This window comes from Sphingobacterium sp. UBA3549 (genome assembly GCF_002376635.1).
Classification (GTDB): Bacteria; Bacteroidota; Bacteroidia; order Sphingobacteriales; family Sphingobacteriaceae; genus Sphingobacterium.
The window spans coordinates 1-20,736 of the sequence record NZ_DFOE01000036.1 but is presented as its reverse complement, the minus strand read 5'-3'; the positions used below and the strand labels follow the sequence as shown (position 1 = coordinate 20,736).

The following is a 20,736-nucleotide window of genomic DNA, read 5'->3' as shown; positions in this document are numbered from 1 at the left end:
AATAATTACTCAACATTTATATATTTTTTGAGTACTTCAAAAAGGTCAGCCTGTCGTATAGGTTTGGCAAGAAGGTCATTCATTCCGCATTCAAGGCAATTTTCTCTTTCTCCATGTACATTTCCAGCAGTTAGGCCTATGATAGGTACATCTTGATAACCTGGCAACATTCTAATATATCGGGTTGCATCAATACCACTCATTATTGGCATCTGTACATCAATAATAATAACAGAGAACTGCTTCTTCTTACATTCTTCCAATGCCTGCAAACCATTGACAGCTTCTGTTAGTTGCACAGTAGGGGCAAAGGATCTGATTATCTTATTATTCAGGGCCATATTCACAGGATTGTCATCAACCAATAGTACGTCCGATGATAGAACAAATAACGGTGAATGTCCTCCAACTTGGTCAAGGATGTTTTCTGTTGCATTACTTTTGTCAATGTTTTTAAGTATTTGGTATAATTCATCGGATTTTATAGGCTTCATCAATAGATACATATTTTCAGTATTTTTACGGGATGTATACGTATCCATTTCCTCTGAAGAAGCAGAGAGTAGTATAAATGGGGTAGTCTCTTTGCGCTGATTTAACAATCCTTTTATTTTATCGATTGTTTCCAATCCTGACATAATAGGCATATGATAATCCATCAGGATCACGTCGAACCGTTCACCTCTCAACATGATATCTAACGCTTCCATTCCATTAGAAGCCAAGGTAACCTTGATATCTTTATAGGCAAGCATGTGTTCTAAAATGATTCTGTTGGACTCATTATCATCGACGATTAGAGCCGTTTTGATAGATATCTCATCCTCATCTCGCCATTCGGTGATTTCATAGGGGACCTTGATATCGAAGAAAAATACGGAACCGTTTCCCATTTGGCTAATTAGGGATAAATGACTTCCCATATATCCCAAAATATTGTTCGAGATGGTTAGCCCGAGCCCCGTGCCTCCATATCTTTTGCTAATAGAACTGTTTTCCTGGGTAAAAGCATCAAAAATATATTTCTGTTTCTCAGCAGGAATTCCAATTCCGGTATCTCTTACTGAAAAGCGTAGAGTGATGGTATTATTGTCTATACGTAATTTCTCTACCTTTAATTCAATCTCTCCCTGTTCTGTAAATTTAACGGAATTACCCAAAAGGTTGATTAAGATTTGCTTTAACCTTGCTTCATCAATGGATAGCATTTTCGGCAATTCCGGTTCTACATTCAGCAAGAGTTCGATATTTTTTTTCCGGCATTGATAAAGAATAACATTTATAACTTGGCTTAGTATATCATAAATATTGCTTTTTTCGATTGAGAGCTCCATTTTTCCGGATTCTATTTTAGAAAAATCCAATATATCATTGATAATTCCAAGCAAGTTTTCACCGGACTCGTTGATATAATTCAGATATTGCATCTGTGTTTCATTCAGTGGTGTTCTCAAGAGAAGGTCAGAAAAACCAATAACCCCATTCAAAGGGGTACGAATTTCATGACTCATGTTGGCTAGAAATTCAGATTTTGCCTTGCTGGCAAGATCTGCGGCTTCTTTCGCATTTTTTAGCTCTTCATTAATTTTCACGGCATTAGTAATATTCTGTATGGAAATAATTACGCCGCCTACCTCGTCTTTTGTAAGATACCAAGGCCCCACTTTAAGGTCGTAATGCTGCATTTCTTCCTTTCCCTTCACCTTTAATTTAAAATCTCCATCGGTGTAAGTTTGTCCTAACAATGCATCCCTGTAGATTTCCTTTCTTTCTCCAGGAATATCCGGAGATGTGCTGAAGAGATTTTTACCGATAAGATCCACATCATGAATATCAAATTCCTCTTTCCATTTGCTACTTACAGCAACATAGTTAAGGACTTTGTCGAACATCGCTAAAGGAATAGGGACATCAGTGGCAAAAGATTGCATCATCGCCTCTTTCCGCGTGATTTCCAGAAACATTTTTTTAAAGGTATCGATGTCCTGGATAATTCCATAAACTCTGTTGCAGATTTCATCTTCAAATTCAGGAATACCCTTTACTCTTACCCAGATTGTAATGCCGTCATTACGCAAAAGCTGAAGCTCTTCATCAAAAGAAATTCCTTGTTGTACAGCCCTGTCAAAGAGATATCTTATTCGTTTTTCATTTTCTCCTTCATAAAATCCAAGAGCATTTTCAAAAGTTGGTTGAAAATTGCTTTTGATTTTGTGAATTTCCCTCGTGCTTTGAGACCAGAAGAGCTTACCAGTTTTCATATTAGCCTCCCAGCCGCCAACTTGTGCAACCGCACTTGTTTCCTCAAGCATTTCCTTGGTACGAAAAAGATCCTTTTCGAGCTTATCTCTGCGTAAGATGTCGGATTTTAATTGTATATAAACGAAGATAGTAACACCAATGGCTGCAACTGCAGAAAAGAGGATAAATAGAATAGTCCATCTAGAAGACGTATTTAGATCTTCATTTTTTATAGCGAGCTGAATTTCCTCATATTTGACAAATTGGTTAACGAGCATACGACATTTATCCATTGTCCTCTTATTTTGGATCAGTTCTTCTGAGGTCATTAATACCCCCTTTTTACGATTTTCAATCAGTAAGACATAACCTTTCATCATTGCTTCTGAAGTCTGTAGCAGATCACTTAAGGTATTCATTTGTTGTTTATCTTTGAGATGAAATGTGCCTTTTTGAGCAACTAGCAGCGGATACTCTTTCCTGCTTTTGTTAAAAGGTTCCAGAAAATTATCCCTACCGGTAAGCTGATATCCCCGATTGCCTGTCTCAGCATCTAAGAGTGTGTTTAGAAGATCTTTTATCAAACTGATAGATTCCTTACTTTTTAGGAAGCTTTCTCTATTCTCCATCTGGTTTCGTATGCTGATATAGGATGCTACGGAGCTCGCAATCAGCAGTATCAAGGAGAGCACTACACCTATCTGAAGATTTCTAATAATTTTTTTAGGCATTGTATGGTTGTTTACAGTTAAGATACTAAAAAAGTGGAACATTATATACTCAGGTACAAACGTACTTTAAACTATCAAATATGCACAGCGATTTATAATAATCTCTAATAAAAAAAACTGTAAACTAAGTTGCGGGTGTTATATTCATATCATTAAAAGCCATCGAGGCTGTATATTCCAAATATTTTGCCCTATCAAATCTATCCATATTGTGTAATGGGCCTATAAATGCACTTTGAATGGAAGACACGCCACAATATCCCAATATGCCTTTTTCCAATTGAACGAGCCCACAAGAATGATAAATTTCTTGATAAGTATCCAGAGATAAATCGCCTGATGTGGTAATAATTCTTGCTGTTTTTGAACGTAGCAGACCCGTACTAATCCCATTTTTATCAGTTTTAAAAGCTAATCCTGGTAGAAATAAACGATCGATAAAGCCTTTCATAATTGCAGGCATACCCACCCACCACAGCGGATGTATCCAAACCTGGTGTTGGCTCCATTGTATATCTTCCAATGCTTTTACCAAATCTGGTTCAAGATCCATCCTTTGTCGATAACCAAACTGGAGATTGGGGTTAAAATTTAATGCTCCTATGGCTACGTAACGTATATCAGCGCCATTTGCTAAGGAAGATTTAATATATGACTGTGCTAATGCTTCGTTGAAACTTTCGTTATCGGGATGTCCGTTGATGACTACTATTTTTTTCATTTCTTTTGACTTAAAATGCTGCTGGATAACTTGACTGGGTGGTTGTAAAATGGCTGAACGTTTTATAAAGTGACTACTATTTTTCCGACTGTACGGCCGGTTTCGATGTGTAGATGTGCCTTTGCCATCTCGTCGAAATTGTACACATGAGAAATATGAGGTTTCAGAATACCTCTTTCTAATAGTGATGCAATTCGCTGCATATCAACACCGCTAGAATAAACGGACATGAAATAGCAGGCATGTAACTGCTTTTGTTGCGCTTTAAGCTCATCGTCTTTAGTATGGCCAGACGGTAATGCCACTATAGTTCCAAACGGTTTTAATACACTTACGGACTTTTGGAAATTATCGCCTCCAATGGATTCTAGTACAAAATCTATGTCATGAAGTACATCTTCAAAATGTGTCGTTTTATAATTAATGTGTTTATCTGCACCCAAGCTGAGGACGAAATCTCGATTGGAATTAGATGATGTTGCAACCACATAAGCACCAATATGTTTTGCAATCTGTATAGCAAAATGTCCTACGCCTCCCGACGCTCCGTGAATAAGAACCTGATCGTGCGGTCTCAATTTTCCATAACTGTCAAACGCCTGCCATGCTGTTAAGGCCGATAGGGTACTGGCCGCCGCTTCGATATGGCTAATGCTATGCGGTTTCAAAGCAAGATGTTCCGCTGGTGCGGAGACGTATTCGGCGTACGCTTTGCCGTGACCAACAAAATTGATCATCCCGAAAACTTCATCACCAATTTTGAATTGCTGAACCTGCTCCCCGGTTTCTATCACTTCTCCAGATACATCCCACCCCAAAATCAATGGATCATGATGTGCTAAATCTTCTGCTAAAGGTGCTTGCCTGCTACGGACTTTAGCATCAACAGGATTAACACTTATGGCTCTCACCTTTATCAACACTTCATGTGCTTTAACACTTGGTCTTTCCATATTCTTGTAAACAAGACCAGTTGTATTTCCGAACTTTTCTAATATTATTGCTTTCATTTTCTTACGATTTATTAGGCAAATATAGACCGATAAAAGTCCCTAAAACAGGTACTTTTACAGTATTTATTGGTATTTTTGCAGTATGCCGAAGGAAAATATTTATCAATCAATAGAAGTTTTTTATGAAAAGGTGGACCACTGCCCATTGCGTGACAGAGAATTTAATTTTTTTGAATTGGTTTATGTTATTTCGGGATGTGGAGTTCACGTTGTCAATGGGAACAAGGTCGCTTACCATACGGGTGATATGTTTCTTCTTGCACCGCATGATCGTCACGAGTTTGATTTAGAAAGCGTATGTGAGTTTATGGTTGTGCGTTTTGGGGAAAGCTATATAAAGGAATACCAATGGAAAAGTATTGACCATTTGGAATGTATATTATATTATGCTTCCCATATAGCTGGCTCCGTCCTTGTAAATAGAGAAGATCAGCAAATGGTTTCTTTACTTATGCAGAATTTAAGACAGGCCATAGCCCATCAATCTATGTACAACGAGGATCTTATCCGTCATTTGGTCAATGCTGTAATTGTCATTGCAGGAAGAAATATTGCTGTGATGAAGCCTAATGGCATCTCCTCTAAATCAGACGGTCGAATATTGCAGATACTGGATTATATACAGGAAAATATTCGAGAGCCGGAATTACTGAAAATTTCAGCAATTGCTAATCAGTTCGGTATATCTCCAACTTACCTCGGTACTTATTTTCGAAGACAGTGCAACGAAACCATCCAAAGTTATATATCCTCCTATCGTATTCGTTTGATAGAACATAGATTACGGTTTAGTGACAAAAGGGTTCATGAACTAGCCGATGAATTTGGGTTTGCAGATGAAAGCCATATCAATAAGTTCTTCAAAAGGCATAAAGGGTTGAGTTTAAAAGGTTATCGCAATACTGTACACTTAAATATGGGAGAAGACTCCTAAAACAAATGCAGGCGCAGCTATGCCATTTTTTTCAGATGATAGAGTATACCGTTATTGTCACAAATAAGTGTATGCATGTAGGAAAGAAAGGCTGACGCATTAATTTAACTCATGGCATCTACTACAATTTTACTATCCACAAATTGTTCAAAGCGTACAATTTTGCCTTCTTCCAATTCCCACACATGGACAACTCTTGCGGCCATTGCTTTTAATGTAATCTTATAAGTACCTGTGTATGTGCCAATAACGGCGATATGACTATCACTTACGATATATTTCTCGGGCGTAAACTTATAATCTATCCATTCTGTTGCTAATCGATAGAAAACATTTTTCGAAATTTCCGCTATTCCAATATAAGTTCCGGCGTAAGGAAAACCCGCAGCTTCTGTCCATTCAGCGTTTGGCGCTAAATGAGTTTCCAGGTTCTTTCCTTTTTTTCTGATTTTACTCACAAACTCATGACTAATTCCTAGATACGCTGCAATTTGTAAGTTAGTAAGACGTTGTGAAAGTTTAGGATATTTTTCGATAAAATCAAGATATCGCTGATCTGCCGTTTTACTTAGATTATCTATCATCCGACGTTGTAATGCAACATGTGTCTTTTGTCTCATGATCCGAAAAAGTTTTTCAACAGCAGGTATAGCTTCATAGGCTAATTCCTTATTTCTTTTGGAAATTATCAATAGCTCACTATCTTCCAAAGCTTCTATACATAGCTGCGACGGTGTCTGGTTTGTAAAACTATCAATATCGGTTAGCCACCAACTTTCAACCGCGAAATATAACACCTTATCAAATCCATTAGCATCAATATGGTATACGCGAAGAAGCCCTTTAATGACAAAAGCTTCAAATTTACAAACGTCGCCTTCGTACAATAAGAATTCCTTCTTTTTGATGCTTTTTTGAGCAAATAGTTCACAAAACTGCGCTAGATCCGGTGCGGAGAGATCAATATGATTGGCGATATTTTCTTTCAGTTGTTTTAGCATGCTGTCATCCTATACCTAATTTTAGGAACTAAATTATAATGATCGACCTAAATTAATGATTATAATCTAATTCCTAAGGGTAGTTTGTATTGAATTTGCTCAGCCGTCTGATAGATCATTTTATATCATGAATCGGTAGATTTATTAATGGCAAAAAAGAATATTTCATTTTTTAAAACTTTAAAATACAGGCGACCCCCAACTTATTTGATTGATAGTAGGGTAAAACAAGTGGATTTTTTTCCCTTTTGCTCGAAAATAATTCAGACAGTTTTGGAAATGACCAATAGGCAAGCTCTGTTGACAAAATTCCAATGCCTGCTCCTGCAACCACATCGCCTACCCAATGCTTATCATTGAACGTTCTATATGTTCCAGTGAATATGGCAAAAGGATAACCGAGTAAACTGAGCCACAAATTATGCGCACGATATTCACGGAACATAAAATGAGCTGTTGCAAAAGCTGTAGCTGTATGGCCCGATGGAAAAGATAAATTATTTGAACCATCGGGTCGCTGTTCGCTGACTAGGTGTTTTGTAGGCGTCACGATCGCTGTGGAAATTAGCAAAGCGGTGGCCAAAATTAGATTACGATCTCTAAAGCCATGTATTCCTTTTATACCAATGGCATTTAAGCCATAAACTAAAGCTCCAGGCACAAATTGCGTGTAATTATCAAAATTAATATGCGATGGGCTGTGCTCTCCAATTTCAAAACGCGTTGAACTGTTGATTTCTTTTATGCTTGGGTTAGTAAGACTGAGAATACCGTATCCAATGCATAGGGATGGTATGATCATCGTTTTATAATTTGGCTTATACATTTTATCCAAAGAATCCAAGTTATTCGACTCGTTCCCAAACAGTGTATCACGACTTGAACAATGATGCATTCCAGACGCTAAATTAGCGAAGAGCAAACATACCATCGTGGTTAAGATTATGGTCTTCATTTATTTAAATCTTAGATTTAATGAAATAATATCGGACTTCATGCCCACTGACTTGGTGTAATGTCCGTACCGTAGTTCCAACAGATCCAATTTACGGATACCGAACAGTCCATTTGGAAGATTGAAACGGACACCGGCACCAGAGAAATTGCTGGTGAATTGCGATAAATCATAGTTACTGGTGTAGTAATCGTCCAATCCGGTGTGTTGCTGATAAGCTGCAAAATATTTAGCGGCAGTCTGACGGTAATACCGATAAAAAGGACTTAGCGAAACAAATGGTGAAAGCTTTATCGGCATTTCTAGACTTGCTGTGCTGGACTTTATTCCCCAATCGTCTGTGTAATAACGATAATAGGCGCGCATGATGAATTTGTCGCCGAGGAAATAATTTGCCCGTACACCCAATGGAATTTTAAATCTTCTATCGGGTAGGGCTTCTTGATGCACCGTGCCATCTGTAAAATAGGCCCTGTGAAAGGGCAAACTCAAAAAACCTGATTGCTGTACGGCATCAGCCAAAAATTCCACCTGAAAATTGCTGTTGATAATCTGTGAATAGCTCAGTGAAAGCGCATAGGTATTTCTGCCGCTTGAACCATAGTTATTATCATGCTCATTTCCATTCGACCCAAGGTTGGTGTTTAAGCGTAGCTCGATTGGGGTGACCAGCTTTACTTGGTCGAGGTAGGTTTGGAATCGTGCTGTGAATTCGCCCATTCTGTTTTTGGTTTTCTGCGCAAAACCAATATTGGCACCATAGGATTGATAGTCAAATTCTGAAGAAAGGGATATTCCACCCATCAATGTCGATCCCTTTTTTTCATTTTCCCGAGACCAGGAAATTGACGGGTAGATTCGATTGTCGGCATGTGAAGCAGAGGAATTGGCCTTGAGATCGATCATATCTGAAGATGCCGAAGTGTAATGGTCCAATCCGATATTGAATGTGAATTTGTTTTTCCGGTCTTTCTTGTCATATTTTAAGAGGACCACCTCGATATTATTGGAGATATCTGTTAATCTTTCTGAACCGATACCGCCTGTTACTGCCGAATTGTTGCCGTCCTGATGATAATAACTTGAGACAAGATTTGCCTCTTCAAAAGTAAGCTTCCTCGATTTTTCCGTGGGTTTGCTTTCCTGTGCTTTTGTGTGCAGCAGGCCCAGAAGGGCAGCAACGCTAAGAAATACTTTTTTCATTTAGTAGTGTGTTAAAAAACAGGAATCATTTTAATTGCAGCCACAGCCGCCGCCAACCTTTCCGGCGTTTGCGCCAGAAGAACCTTCTCTATAAGACTGAAAGCTGAGTTCAGTCTTTTCGACATGGCGGTTTCCCAACCTCATTTCAGCATCGTTGAGTTTATTTTTTTCGTATTCTTTTACTGTACTGCAGGAGGAGGCCAGTACCGATAGTACAATCATAGCGAGGCTCCAGTATATCTTATTGCTTTTGTTTTTCATTTGAAGTTGATTTTATGAGATGAATAAATATGGTTGTCATCGTCAATGATGATACATTCTACCTGTTGAATCTGATTGATGAGCTCAATACCATTTTGAACACCCATGATGCTGATCGGCGTTGCAAGGGCATCTGCTATTTCAGCATTCGGGCAGATGATCGTAACACTCTTTATACCGCTTATGGGCATTCCTGTTTTTGGGTTAATGGTATGAGAATACTTTTTACCGTCTATAAGGACGAATTTTTCATAGTTCCCCGATGTTGCAATAGCAGTATCAGTGATGTTCATATAGGAAAAGGGAAGGCCTGCCTGCTCCGGATTGGCAATTCCAATGGTCCATGGCTTTCCATTAGCCTGATTTCCCCAGACGGTAAGGTCACCCGAAGCGTTTACCACACCCGCATCTACGCCCCGCTGCTGTAATATTCGTTTCCCCATTTCGGCCGCATATCCTTTTCCGATGCCTCCAAAACCGATACGCATGCCCTGCTTTGTTAAAAATACCGTACTTGCCTTATCATCGAGTACTATATTGTTGTAGTTCACTAAACTCAAATTGCGTTCAACAGTTTCTGCATCAGGAAGACATGGCATACTGCGATCAAAATTCCAAAGGGCCTTATCAATGCTCCCGTAGGAAATATCAAAATAGCCATCCGTCAAGCGGCTAATCCGCAGGCTTCTTTTGATAAGTTGGTAGATTTCCCGGTCAACTTTGACCGGACGGATGCCCGCATGACGGTTGATCAGGTTCGTTTGACTGTTTTCATTGAAGGTGGTCAATAATCGCTCTATATGTTGTATTTCTGCAATAGCCGCATCAATATGGGCGTTAGCTTTTACCTCATTTTCATCGACTACTGTTAGCTCAAAATGATTACCCATGAGTTTGAGTCCACGTCGAAATTCTTTTTTCATGGCCGTGTTATTTGTTGGTAAACTGTCCTGATTTCATCGCAAAAAGCAGAGCGATCTTCCCGAGGTAAGCCGGCCCAGCTCTTTAAAATTTTCCCATTGGCATCCAGTAACAGCGTATAAGGAAATATGCCCGTAGGATTATATTGATCTGCAAGATTCGCATTCTCTTTTTTCAGTTCTGCCGGCAGTTGATTTTTTCTGCTTCTTGGAAAGTCAGCATTAAGAAAGACAATGATCTGTTCGTTTAGAAGTTGTTTGAACTGCTCGGTATCAATGATCTCTTTATGCAGCTTTATACAGGGAATGCACCAGTCCGAACCGGAAAAATTGAGCAGTATAAGTTCATGTTGCGCTAGTGCCTGTTGTTTAGCAACATCCAGTCGATTCTGCGCGTGAGCGGTATAACACAACAGTGTTAGTACCAACGTATTTAATAATGTTTTCATAGTGATTTTATTAATCTTCTCCTTCGGTTGTGTTTTTTAACTGCATTAATAGGGTATAAGCATTTTTACTAACGATTTTTTTACCTTCGAAATCTCGACCGTTTAACACCTTAGCTAGGCCTTTTTGGGGCTCCTCAACGGATATTGCTGTCAGACGATAGTTCCTGTTTCCTTCTGAGACGAATACGTAACTTTTTCCTTCGAAATCTACAATACATTCTTCCGGCAGAGCCTGTCCCAAGCTCGTTGTCGTTTGGATTTCAGCATTCATATATACACCTGGTACCAGCTCCTGATCATAGTTATCCAAATGGCAATGGACATCTGTCATGCCTATAGGATCGACATCTTTGCCGATCAAATGGATTTTTCCAGCATACTTCTTACTGGGACTAGCATTGGTGTAAGCCAATAGTGATTGGCCTGGACGTAATTGTTCAAGATCCTTTTCATAGACTTTCAGATTTAGATGAATGTCCGTCGGATTGATCAATTCAAAGAGGATATCGGAAGGATTTACATATTTTCCGATATTGACATTCACTTTACTTACATAGCCATCGATCGTGCTATAGACTGGAGCGCTTTTACGGATATTTCCTGCAGTAATAGTACTTGGTTGTATATGAATAAGTTCTAGCTGTCTGGCGATTGCATTCATAATTATCTGCTGGCTGTTCATTTCGGCCTGTGCTTGCTGCATTACTTTGTCACTGCTTGCCTGGCTCTGGTTGAGTTCTTTTTGACGTCTGTAGTCGATCTGGGCAAATTGTAATTTCGACTGGGCGGCAAGATAGTCTTGCTGCAGTTGAATAAACTGAGGGTTTTCGACGATAGCAATAATATCGCCTTTTGATACTTTCATACCGGGCAGCAGGTTGGTACTTTTTAAATATCCCCCCAAAGGAATACTTACCGATACCAGGTTCTGAGGCGGGACATCAATTTTTCCATTCAGTTTTAAGATGATGGCTATCGGCTGGTCTGAGAGCGTTACAGTTTCTATTTGGGTATTGTGCAGTTGCGCTTCCGTTAAGGAGACAAGAGTTTCGTCCTTCGACTTGGGTGATGACGGTGAGACATCTCCTTTATTACCCTGGCAAGAGATGACAGTTGTTGTCAACATAAGGACGATGTATTGGACTATCATATTTTTTGTTTTCATTTCTATTGATTTATCATGATGTAATGAAGTTGAATGGCATTTTCATTGAGCTGCCACAATGCATCTGTATAGCTACTTTTCAGCGAGATCGCCTGATTGATTAAAGTGACAAATTCGAGATAGTCAATTGCTCCATTGGAAAACTGCTTCTGTGCTGTTTCAAAAACTATTGTTGCATTTTTGAGTCCCTCGGATTCATATTGATTGACAATAGCAAGACTGGTCTGATAGCGTTGAGAAAATTCTTGGGCTCGTCTTTCAAGCGCAGATTGTGCATTTTGCAATTCATCGCTGGCAATGGCTTCAGCCAGGCGCATCGTTTCGATCCGGGCACGCTGTCCGCTCGAAAATACCGGTATGGAGAGCCCTAACTGCACCGAATGAAATCTTGGACTCGCTTCGTAAATTCTGTTATCAGGCCCTGCACCTTTAAAACTATTCAGATTGTAGCCTAGCAGTAATTGGGGAAGCAGCCTGGATTTTTCCACTGCAGTCGCCTGAGCTGCGATTATCTTTTCTTGTTCCAGTACTTTGAGTAAAGGATGATCGACTACCGATGACTGAACGAAAATAGTCTTTTCCACTTGGATAGGGCTGTAGGCTTCTGGTGTATTTAGCAACCATTGAAATTGGAGGTGAAAGACTTTTAGTTCATCAGCCACCTGTCTCAATTGGATTGTGATTGCTGCCTTTTGATTTGCCGCTGTTGCGCTTTCTAAGGCATTACTTTCTCCTGCTTTTTTACGTAGTATAGTTTTGTCAAGGAAGCCGCTATAAAGGGACAATGCCTCGTTTAAAAGTATTTCCTTTTGCTGCCAATACAAGATGTTATAGTAGGTTAGACTGACAGCCTTTTTCAGCTCAAACTCTTTGAGAGTGACATTGAGCTGGCTTTTTTTCCATTCTTCGGTATAGCGTGCGCGTTGCCTTCTGTAGACAGCAGGAAATCCAAAACGTTGACTGACACTGATTTTTGTATCTTGATAGGCGCTATTGATCTGCCCGTAATCCAAGCTTAGGTCCGTTTGAGGAACATCAGCAGTGGATGTCGCTATCATTGCCTTTGCATAGGCTACACGCAGTTTTTCAATTTTTATGTTTCGGTTGTTTTGGAGCGCAAGTTCAATAGACTGATCTAAAGTGATCTTGGTCTGTGCTGTGGATTTTTCTGTTGCAAAAACAACAAAGGCTATCACAAGCGGTACAATTTGCTTTCCTTTTAATTTACGCGTTTTAAATCCGCGTTCCATCGTTACGAAAAGCAGTGGAAGCACAAATAAAGTTAATAGTGTCGCAATAAGGAGACCACCGATAACCACAGTTGCTAAAGGGCGTTGTACTTCAGCTCCAGCTCCGTTGCTCAGCGCCATTGGAATAAATCCCAGTGAGGCCACCGATGCGGTCATTAAAACAGGACGTAACCGATTTTCTCCACCATCAACGACAATACGCACAATATTACGGATGCCGCTTTTTCGAAGTCGGTTAAATTCAGATATCAATACGATTCCATTGAGCACAGCGACCCCAAAAAGCGCAATAAATCCAACTCCGGCACTAATGCTAAAAGGCATTCCCCGCAGCGCCAGTAAGAACACGCCACCGATAATTGATAATGGTATAGCTGTATAGATCAATAAGCTTTCTCTAACAGATTTAAATGCAAGGAATAAGAGTATAAAAATTAGCGCTAACGCAATAGGTACAGCAATCAACAGGCGCTGTTTGGCGTTATTGAGGTTTTCAAAAGAGCCGCCATATTTGATGGAGTATCCAGTTGGAAGTTTGATTTCTTTTTCAATCTTAGCTTGTAGGTCATGAACGATACTTTGTACATCTCGACCGTTGATATTAAATCCGACAACAATCCGCCGTTGCGCATTTTCCCGTTGGATCTGGTTAGGGCCCTGTACAATCTCTACACGGGCCAATTGGGACAATGGAATTTGGTTTCCCATGGGAGTAGGTATTAAAAGGTTACGGATATCAGTAATGTTATTTCGGTCTCTGGCGGCAAGCCGTACGACCATGTCGAATCGTTTCTCACCCTCGAATACCAGACCTGTTCGCTGTCCAGCAAAGGCAGCATTGATGGTTCTGTTCACTTCAGCAATCGAGAGGTGATACTGCGCTATGATGGGGCGATTATAGGATATGACAACTTGCGGAAGCCCAGCAATCGGTTCGATGTAAAGATTCTGGGTTCCCTGGACTGTTTCGATAATTTTACCTATTTTTTGAGCATGTAAAGTTAGGGAATCCAGGTTGTCTCCAAATATTTTGAGGACAACATCCTGACGTGCCCCCGTCATCAACTCATTGAACCGCATTTGGACGGGGTACTGAAAACCCGCGGTAATACCGGGGACATCTTTCAATGCTTCGCTCATTTTTGTAGCAAGTTCAGGAAACGTATGTGCCGAAGTCCATTGCTTCTTGTCTTTTAAAATAACCATCATATCCGATGCCTCCATGGGCATAGGATCGGTTGGCACCTCGCCACTGCCAATTTTGGTGACTACTTTTTCTACTTCCGGAAATCTGCTCTTTAAGACATGGGCAGCTTTCTGGGTGCTTTCAATGGTCGTCGTCAGGTTGCTTCCCGGGAGTACGCGGGTATCCACCGCAAAATCACCTTCCTCCAGTGAAGGGATAAATTCACCACCTAGCTGACTGAGTACCACTACAGCTCCTATAAAAAGTAAAATCACCAGTGTAAAAATTGTCTTTGGAATTCGCAGTACTTTGAGTAGTGTGTGTAGATAAAACTTTTCCAGTCTTTTCATCAGCTTATCCGAAATCGAAGGTCTGTTACTTTTTGACCGAAGTAGGAATGAGCTCATCATCGGAATATAGGTGAGCGATAGAAGGAATGCACCCAATAGCGCAAAAGCAACCGTTTCGGCCATAGGCTTGAACATTTTGCCTTCGATTCCTTGCAACGTTAAGATTGGAAGGTAAACGATCAGAATAATGATCTGTCCAAAGACAGCACTGTTCATCATGCGACCGGCTGATGCTGTTACCAAATCGTCCATTTCAGAAGCGGGCACTTTGAATAGGGCTTTGAATCGTTGCTGTTGCATAAGCTGATGCATGACGGATTCAACAATAATGACTGCCCCATCAATGATTAATCCGAAATCCAGTGCACCAAGACTCATTAGGTTACCACTCACCCCAAAAAGGTTCATCATACAGATTGCAAAAAGCATGGCTAGCGGAATGACGGAAGCTACGAGCAATCCGGCGCGTATGTTGCCCAAAAAGAGGACCAGCACTAAGACCACAATAAGTGCGCCTTCCAAAAGATTTATCTGCACGGTGCTGATGGCATTATTGACCATTTTGGTACGGTCTAGAAATGGCTCTATGACGACTCCTTTGGGTAGGGTTTTTCGGATTTCCTCTACCTTGGCCTTTACATCCGCAATCACTTGGCTGCTGTTGGCTCCTTTAAGCATCATGACGACGGCTCCAGCCACCTCACCATTGTCATTGTAGGTCATGGCACCATATCGCGTTGCAAAGCCCGTGCGGACATCGGCTACATCCCGAATGAAAATTGGTAAGTTATTTTGCTTCCCTGTGATCGCAATATTCTGAATGTCTTCAATCGTGCCAACCAATCCTTCACTTCGGATGTAAAGCACTGTCGGTCCTTTTTCGATGTAAGCACCGCCGGTATTCTGATTGTTGGTGTTGAGGGCATCAAAGACGTCGTTAATGGTAATCCCATAAGCATTTAGCCTGTCGGGGTTTACAGCGATCTCATACTGTTTAAGTTTACCGCCAAAACTGCTGACTTCGGCTACACCTTTAACACCCAGCAGCTGCCTTCTGACAATCCAGTCCTGGATTGTACGGAGCTCAGTCACATTATATTTACCCTCATATCCATGCCCCGGGCGAATAACATATTGGTATATTTCGCCAAGACCTGTTGAAATCGGACCTAACTGCGGAGAACCTATACCAGGTGGGATTTCCTGTTGCGCCTGTTGGAGACGCTCAGCTACCTGTTGCCTCGCCCAATAGATATCGATATTGTCATCAAAAACAAGGGTTACCAAGGATAAGCCAAATCGCGAAAAACTCCGGATTTCCTGTAATCCACCAATATTACTGTTGGCCTGTTCGATTGGAAAAGTAACGAGCCTTTCAATATCTGTTGCTCCAAAGGATGGAGCTATTGTAATGACCTGCACTTGATTGTTGGTAATATCGGGCACGGCATCAATAGGCAATTTCGTCACCTGATAAGCACCTACACCGATCAAAGCCAACATCAACAGCACGACAATGAGTTTGTTCTTTACAGAGAACTCAATAATTTTCGTAAGCATATCAATTTGATTCTGTTAAATCGTAAGTTTTGACAAAGACATGAATGAACAGCAATATATTGACATTGAAAAATGCTTCCGTATTTCCAATACAGAAATTATAGGCATTTACTGTCAAGAAAGATGCTGAACTGCGGACGTCTTTATCCTAATAAAAAGAGGAATATATTAACAGAATTTTGGCGGTTGCCAGATGGAACTAAGAAATGTATCGTCTATAAACCGATCGTTATGGATTGGAGTAGTGGTATGCTGCTTCGGTTGGGAGCTATTGTGCATTTCCACTTCTATAGTGGGAGGGCAAACAAAAACAGCATAGTATGAAGCTGTATGCATTATGAATGGGAGCTTCTGATCTTCTTCAAAGTCGTCATCATGTGGATGGTTTTCCAGGTGATCCCCATTATAGTGAATCTTTAGAAATTCGAAGACAGATAGCTGTGGATTTTTCGCCTTATGCTCAAAATAATGCTCAATCAACAATGGAAACCGCAACAACTGCGCAATTTCTGTTGCAGAGGCGATATAGATCGTCAAAAAGCATATAGCAAGCATTTTTTTCATCCTATACAAAGTTATTAAAAAATAGTATTGAATTTGTTTTGCCATCAAATATTTTCTTGAATTTTATTTTCTACTCAAGCTTTATTACTCAGTAACTAGTTTAATTAGGAGGGCACCAGTAAGCTATAATTCAACTTAAATCTTTTTTATTAAAAAACCATTTGATTAACACGGTTGTTTTGTTCATATATTTTAAATTTCTCTAGCATATTATGGCCTTATTCACAACCAAAGATATCCTAAAAACGAAAACACTTTTCACTTCGTAGCTGATCAAAATTATAGGCTGATAGCTGATATGATTAAGGATGATTTCTTTCGGGTGCTCCTTAAGGCTAAATTGATCAGTTATGCGGAGATGGCCATATTAACTTTATTTGATAATAATCGAAATTTTGTCGGTACATACTTCCACGATGCTAAAGGAAATGTCAGTGTAGACAAAGTGTTCCTGGATTATATGTTTGATGATGGTATTCATTCAGAGCTTTCAGATCTGAAGAATGAGCGATGTTTGTTGCGTAATTCCGTGGTTTTCCAAGAATATAACATCATGTACTACTTGGAAATACCACTAAAAAATCCAGATGGAAAGACGGTTGGTTTTTTAAGCGTTATGGATAGCAATGTTAGAGACATTGATGATAATCAACATACGCTCTTATCATTATTATGCCTCGAAGTGCTTGAACTGCTCTACGATAGGAATAGCCGTTTTAATCTAAGCAGTGAATTGGCATATGTAAAATCCACAATAGACATGACGAGTAAAGTGGCTAGGGTAGGTGGCTGGGAGTATGATTTAATAGAACACTCAATCAATTGGTCTGAAATGACTAGAACTATCCATGGCGTTTCTATGGATTATAATCCTACTGTCGAAACAGCAATTGATTTTTACAAGGATCCGCAACATAGAATGAAAATTGTTAGGGCTATGAATGACGCTATTTTTACTGGAACACCTTGGGATCTGGAATTGGAGATTGAAACATATCAAGGCCAAAGACTATGGGTTAGAGTCCTTGGAAATGCAGCGTTTGATAATGGGAAATGCGTTCGACTATATGGGACTTTTCAGGATGTTGATAAGCGAAAGCGTTCTGAGGAGGATTCGATGCAGTCAAAAAAACTGCTTGAAGATGTATTAAACGCTACAACTCCAGTAGGCATTATTGCAACTGATTCAGAAGGGTTGATAACACTTTTTAATCGGGGAGCTGAAAACCTTTTAGGATATCGCAGTGAGGAAGTTATCGGAAAAATTAGCCCAACATTATTTCATAGTAGCAATGAAATAAAAGGACGCGCCAATGAATTGGAAATTGAACTGGGCTATCCTGTTAGTGAATTTAGGGTATTTGTTGAGAATGCGGAACGTTATGGATCAGAGCAGCGAGAATGGATATATGTAAAAAAGGATTTGACCCAACTTTATGTATCTGTAGCTGTTACGGCAATTCGGGATATTTCGGACCAGATTATAGGTTATCTTTGCATAGCCACCGATATCACGAAGAGTGTTTTGCAGCGTGAAGAATTAAAAAAAGCTAAAAAACTTGCTGACCAGGGAAGTGAAGCAAAATCTGAATTTTTGGCTAATATGAGTCATGAAATTCGCACACCTCTTAATGGAATTATTGGTTTTACGGATTTAATGAGTCGTACAAAACTTGATGTTACACAAAAAGAGTATCTATCTATCATCGATCAGTCCGCTAATCTTCTCTTGGGAGTTATCAATGATATACTTGACTTTTCTAAAATTGAAGCAGGGAAATTAGAACTTTTAGTTGAGAAAAGTGATTTATACGAAATGCTTGCTCAGTTAACGAGTTTGATCGATCCTCAATTAAAAATCAAAAAGTTAGATTTTAAGTTGAGCTTATCTGAATCGTTACCGCATTATATTTGGGTTGATACTCTTCGATTAAAACAAGTGCTCATGAATCTACTAAGCAACGCGTTAAAATTTACTGAGAAGGGAAAGATTGAGCTTCTTGCTGATGTACTTTCTACCGACAGCAGCACCACAACGCTACGCTTTAGTGTTACTGATACCGGGATGGGTATTAAACCAGACAGACAGGAAAAAATATTTGAAGCATTTTCGCAGGAAGACGCTTCAATAAGCAAAACGTTTGGAGGAACTGGACTTGGACTTAGTATTTCAAATCAGTTGCTAAAAATGATGAGTAGTCAACTAAAATTAGAAAGTGAATATGGGGAAGGGAGCAAATTTTATTTCGAAATAACCATAAGATCCTTAAAAGGTGAGGTATATGAGTGGAAACTTTTGGAGTCCTTACATATGCTGATTGTGGCTCGGGAAGATACCGACAGAGCTAATACTGCATTAATGTTAAATATTAAGAAAGTCAATGTGTCTTTAGCTGATAACGGATTTGAAGTTCTCCAATTATTAGCCAAAGGACATCGGTATGATATGATTATTATTGATCATGATCTGCCTGTAATGAACGGTATGGATACAATAAAAAAAATTAGAGAAAAACTAATCTACAATGATACTGAACAGCCGATTATTTTAATGTTATCTACCGTAGAAAGCCATGCCGCTGATAGTATTAACAGTGAATTCACTCCTTCTATTAATAAACCCTTTAAGATCGATCAGTTATATTCTGTGTTGGTTGGCGTATTAAAACAGCATGTTAAATCAGTCAGATCCAACGATGAAGAAACCATTTTCTTGGAGTCAAAACACAAAATATTAATTATAGAAGACAATAAATTCAATATGTTACTCACCCATACTATCGTGCAGAATCTTCTTCCTAATGCTGAGATCATAGAGGCTTCCGATGGTGTGAAGGGGTATGAATTATTTAAGGAACATGCGCCAGATTTGGTATTCATGGACATTCAAATGCCTAAGATGAATGGTTATGAATTAAGCAAATTAATCAGAGAAAATGAGGACCAAGAAAATCGTACACCGATTATAGCATTGACTGCGAGTAATATTAAAGGTGAGAAAGAAAGGTGTATTGCGTCTGGCATGGACGATTTTGCGGTGAAACCCTTTGTTAAGAAAACGTTGACGGAGCTATTGTACAAATGGTTGCCACGATACTAAAAAAGTTTATCCATAATACGCATATTCATATATTTGCTAGACATGAGCCAACTTCTAATCAACGATATAAAGCAAACAATCGATGTTTCCGAAAAGGAAATAGAACACATTATGACATTCTTCGTTAGCGATACGTTTAAAAAGAAAGATTTCATTATACGAGAGAACGATAAAGTGGAACATATGTACTTTATTTTATCGGGACTTGTAAAACTTTCGGTTATGGATAATCACGCTAATGAGCACATTATATCGTTTGCTATGGATGCCTGGTGGGAAACTGATTACCATGCATTCTATACCCAAACTAGAGCTTCGCAATCGTTGAGATGTATTGAAAATACCAGAGTTTTAAAACTTTCGTACGGGGGATACCATCGATTGCTGCAAGAAGTTCCCAAAATGACTCATTTTTTTCTAAACAAGGCTGTAAGAGGCCATATTTCCAGCCAGCACCGGATTCTTTCTCTCATGACCTTATCTGCACAAGGAAAATACGAGCATTTCCTTAAATATTATCCTCTACTGCTACAGCGGATTCCCAAGACTACGCTGGCACTTTATCTTGGAGTTTCAAGGGAAACGTTAAGCCGATTTTTTCGGAGCCCAAGTTATTGTGATTAATGTCACACAAAACATGCATTCATTTCGACGAACTTTGAACTTTCTTTAACTAAAATAAATAACATGGAAAAGAGAGTTATCAACCCTTGGCAGTGGCAGGATGCTAGAGACTATGTGCAAGCTGTAGAAGTTAAAAATGCACGGAGCACGCTGTATGTTTCAGGACAGACAGCAATCGACGATGATGGAATTTCTAGCGACGCCGATATGAGAACCCAGATATTGATGGCGCTAGAAAATCTTGAAAAAGTCATTTTTCAGTCTCAATTTGAAATAAAGAATATTGTTCGACTTAATGTTTACACAACCGAACAGGAAGAGTTATTTAAAAATTTCGATGTTCTTCAGCTCTGGATTAAAAAGCACCAATTACAGCAGGCAACCACCGTTATGGAAGTTAACAAACTTTTTGAGACACTCAAGATTGAATTCGAAGCAACAGTTGTCAAATAAAATTATTTCGCCCAGCAATTAGCGCTAATTCTGGGAGGGTGTAAAGTAAACTGTG

The 20,736-nt window shown here is 39.5% G+C and carries 16 protein-coding genes; 4 read left to right on the top strand and 12 right to left on the bottom strand.

Going from position 1 to position 20,736, the window contains the following annotated elements; translation table 11 throughout:
- Positions 1 to 5: 5 nt before the first annotated feature.
- The 3 genes from B2W36_RS18605 to B2W36_RS18595 form a co-directional block, all read right to left on the bottom strand.
- Complete coding sequence (locus tag B2W36_RS18605) at positions 6 to 2,972, bottom strand: response regulator (protein ID WP_293889177.1); 2,967 nt, start codon at positions 2,970 to 2,972, stop codon at positions 6 to 8.
- A gap of 124 nt (positions 2,973 to 3,096) precedes the next feature.
- Positions 3,097 to 3,693: an NAD(P)H-dependent oxidoreductase gene (locus tag B2W36_RS18600; protein WP_293883288.1), complete on the bottom strand. Its 597-nt coding sequence runs from the start codon at positions 3,691 to 3,693 to the stop codon at positions 3,097 to 3,099.
- Positions 3,694 to 3,755: 62 nt separating this feature from the next.
- Entirely contained in the window at positions 3,756 to 4,703 is a 948-nt protein-coding gene (locus B2W36_RS18595; protein WP_293883290.1) for an NADP-dependent oxidoreductase, read from the bottom strand.
- An 85-nt stretch (positions 4,704 to 4,788) separates the two neighbouring features.
- On the opposite strand from B2W36_RS18595, the gene B2W36_RS18590 reads away from it, so the two are divergent.
- Positions 4,789 to 5,640, top strand: a complete 852-nt coding sequence (locus B2W36_RS18590; RefSeq protein WP_293883292.1) for an AraC family transcriptional regulator — start codon at positions 4,789 to 4,791, stop codon at positions 5,638 to 5,640.
- Positions 5,641 to 5,744: 104 nt separating this feature from the next.
- On the opposite strand, the gene B2W36_RS18585 is transcribed toward B2W36_RS18590, so the two are convergent.
- The 9 genes from B2W36_RS18585 to B2W36_RS18545 form a co-directional block, all read right to left on the bottom strand.
- Entirely contained in the window at positions 5,745 to 6,641 is an 897-nt protein-coding gene (locus tag B2W36_RS18585; RefSeq protein WP_293889176.1) for a nuclear transport factor 2 family protein, read from the bottom strand.
- A gap of 172 nt (positions 6,642 to 6,813) precedes the next feature.
- Positions 6,814 to 7,596 (bottom strand): phosphatase PAP2 family protein, encoded by a 783-nt coding sequence (locus B2W36_RS18580; protein ID WP_293889174.1) that lies wholly within the window; start codon positions 7,594 to 7,596, stop codon positions 6,814 to 6,816.
- A complete protein-coding gene (locus B2W36_RS18575; RefSeq protein WP_293889172.1) occupies positions 7,597 to 8,799 on the bottom strand; it encodes a DUF3570 domain-containing protein in 1,203 nt (400 codons plus the stop codon). It lies immediately after the preceding gene.
- A gap of 30 nt (positions 8,800 to 8,829) precedes the next feature.
- Positions 8,830 to 9,060, bottom strand: coding sequence for a DUF4266 domain-containing protein (locus B2W36_RS18570; RefSeq protein WP_293883301.1), 231 nt, complete (start codon positions 9,058 to 9,060; stop codon positions 8,830 to 8,832).
- Positions 9,057 to 9,983 (bottom strand): FAD:protein FMN transferase, encoded by a 927-nt coding sequence (locus tag B2W36_RS18565; protein ID WP_293883303.1) that lies wholly within the window; start codon positions 9,981 to 9,983, stop codon positions 9,057 to 9,059. Before B2W36_RS18565 ends, B2W36_RS18570 begins: the two co-directional genes overlap by 4 nt.
- Positions 9,980 to 10,429 carry a thioredoxin family protein gene (locus tag B2W36_RS18560; RefSeq protein WP_293883309.1) on the bottom strand — a complete coding sequence of 150 codons (450 nt, stop codon included), beginning with the start codon at positions 10,427 to 10,429 and terminating at the stop codon, positions 9,980 to 9,982. Before B2W36_RS18560 ends, B2W36_RS18565 begins: the two co-directional genes overlap by 4 nt.
- 10 nt (positions 10,430 to 10,439) lie before the next feature.
- Complete coding sequence (locus B2W36_RS18555; protein ID WP_293883312.1) at positions 10,440 to 11,594, bottom strand: efflux RND transporter periplasmic adaptor subunit; 1,155 nt, start codon at positions 11,592 to 11,594, stop codon at positions 10,440 to 10,442.
- A gap of 2 nt (positions 11,595 to 11,596) precedes the next feature.
- Positions 11,597 to 15,940: a CusA/CzcA family heavy metal efflux RND transporter gene (locus B2W36_RS18550; RefSeq protein ID WP_293889170.1), complete on the bottom strand. Its 4,344-nt coding sequence runs from the start codon at positions 15,938 to 15,940 to the stop codon at positions 11,597 to 11,599.
- A 168-nt stretch (positions 15,941 to 16,108) separates the two neighbouring features.
- Positions 16,109 to 16,504, bottom strand: coding sequence for a hypothetical protein (locus B2W36_RS18545; protein WP_293883316.1), 396 nt, complete (start codon positions 16,502 to 16,504; stop codon positions 16,109 to 16,111).
- Positions 16,505 to 16,802: 298 nt separating this feature from the next.
- On the opposite strand from B2W36_RS18545, the gene B2W36_RS18540 reads away from it, so the two are divergent.
- The 3 genes from B2W36_RS18540 to B2W36_RS18530 all read left to right on the top strand — a co-directional run bounded on the left by B2W36_RS18540 (position 16,803) and on the right by B2W36_RS18530 (position 20,681).
- Complete coding sequence (locus B2W36_RS18540; protein WP_293889169.1) at positions 16,803 to 19,604, top strand: PAS domain-containing hybrid sensor histidine kinase/response regulator; 2,802 nt, start codon at positions 16,803 to 16,805, stop codon at positions 19,602 to 19,604.
- Between the two features lie 42 nt (positions 19,605 to 19,646).
- A complete protein-coding gene (locus tag B2W36_RS18535) occupies positions 19,647 to 20,228 on the top strand; it encodes a Crp/Fnr family transcriptional regulator (RefSeq protein WP_293883320.1) in 582 nt (193 codons plus the stop codon).
- A 63-nt stretch (positions 20,229 to 20,291) separates the two neighbouring features.
- Complete coding sequence (locus tag B2W36_RS18530) at positions 20,292 to 20,681, top strand: RidA family protein (RefSeq protein WP_293883322.1); 390 nt, start codon at positions 20,292 to 20,294, stop codon at positions 20,679 to 20,681.
- Positions 20,682 to 20,736: the final 55 nt, after the last annotated feature.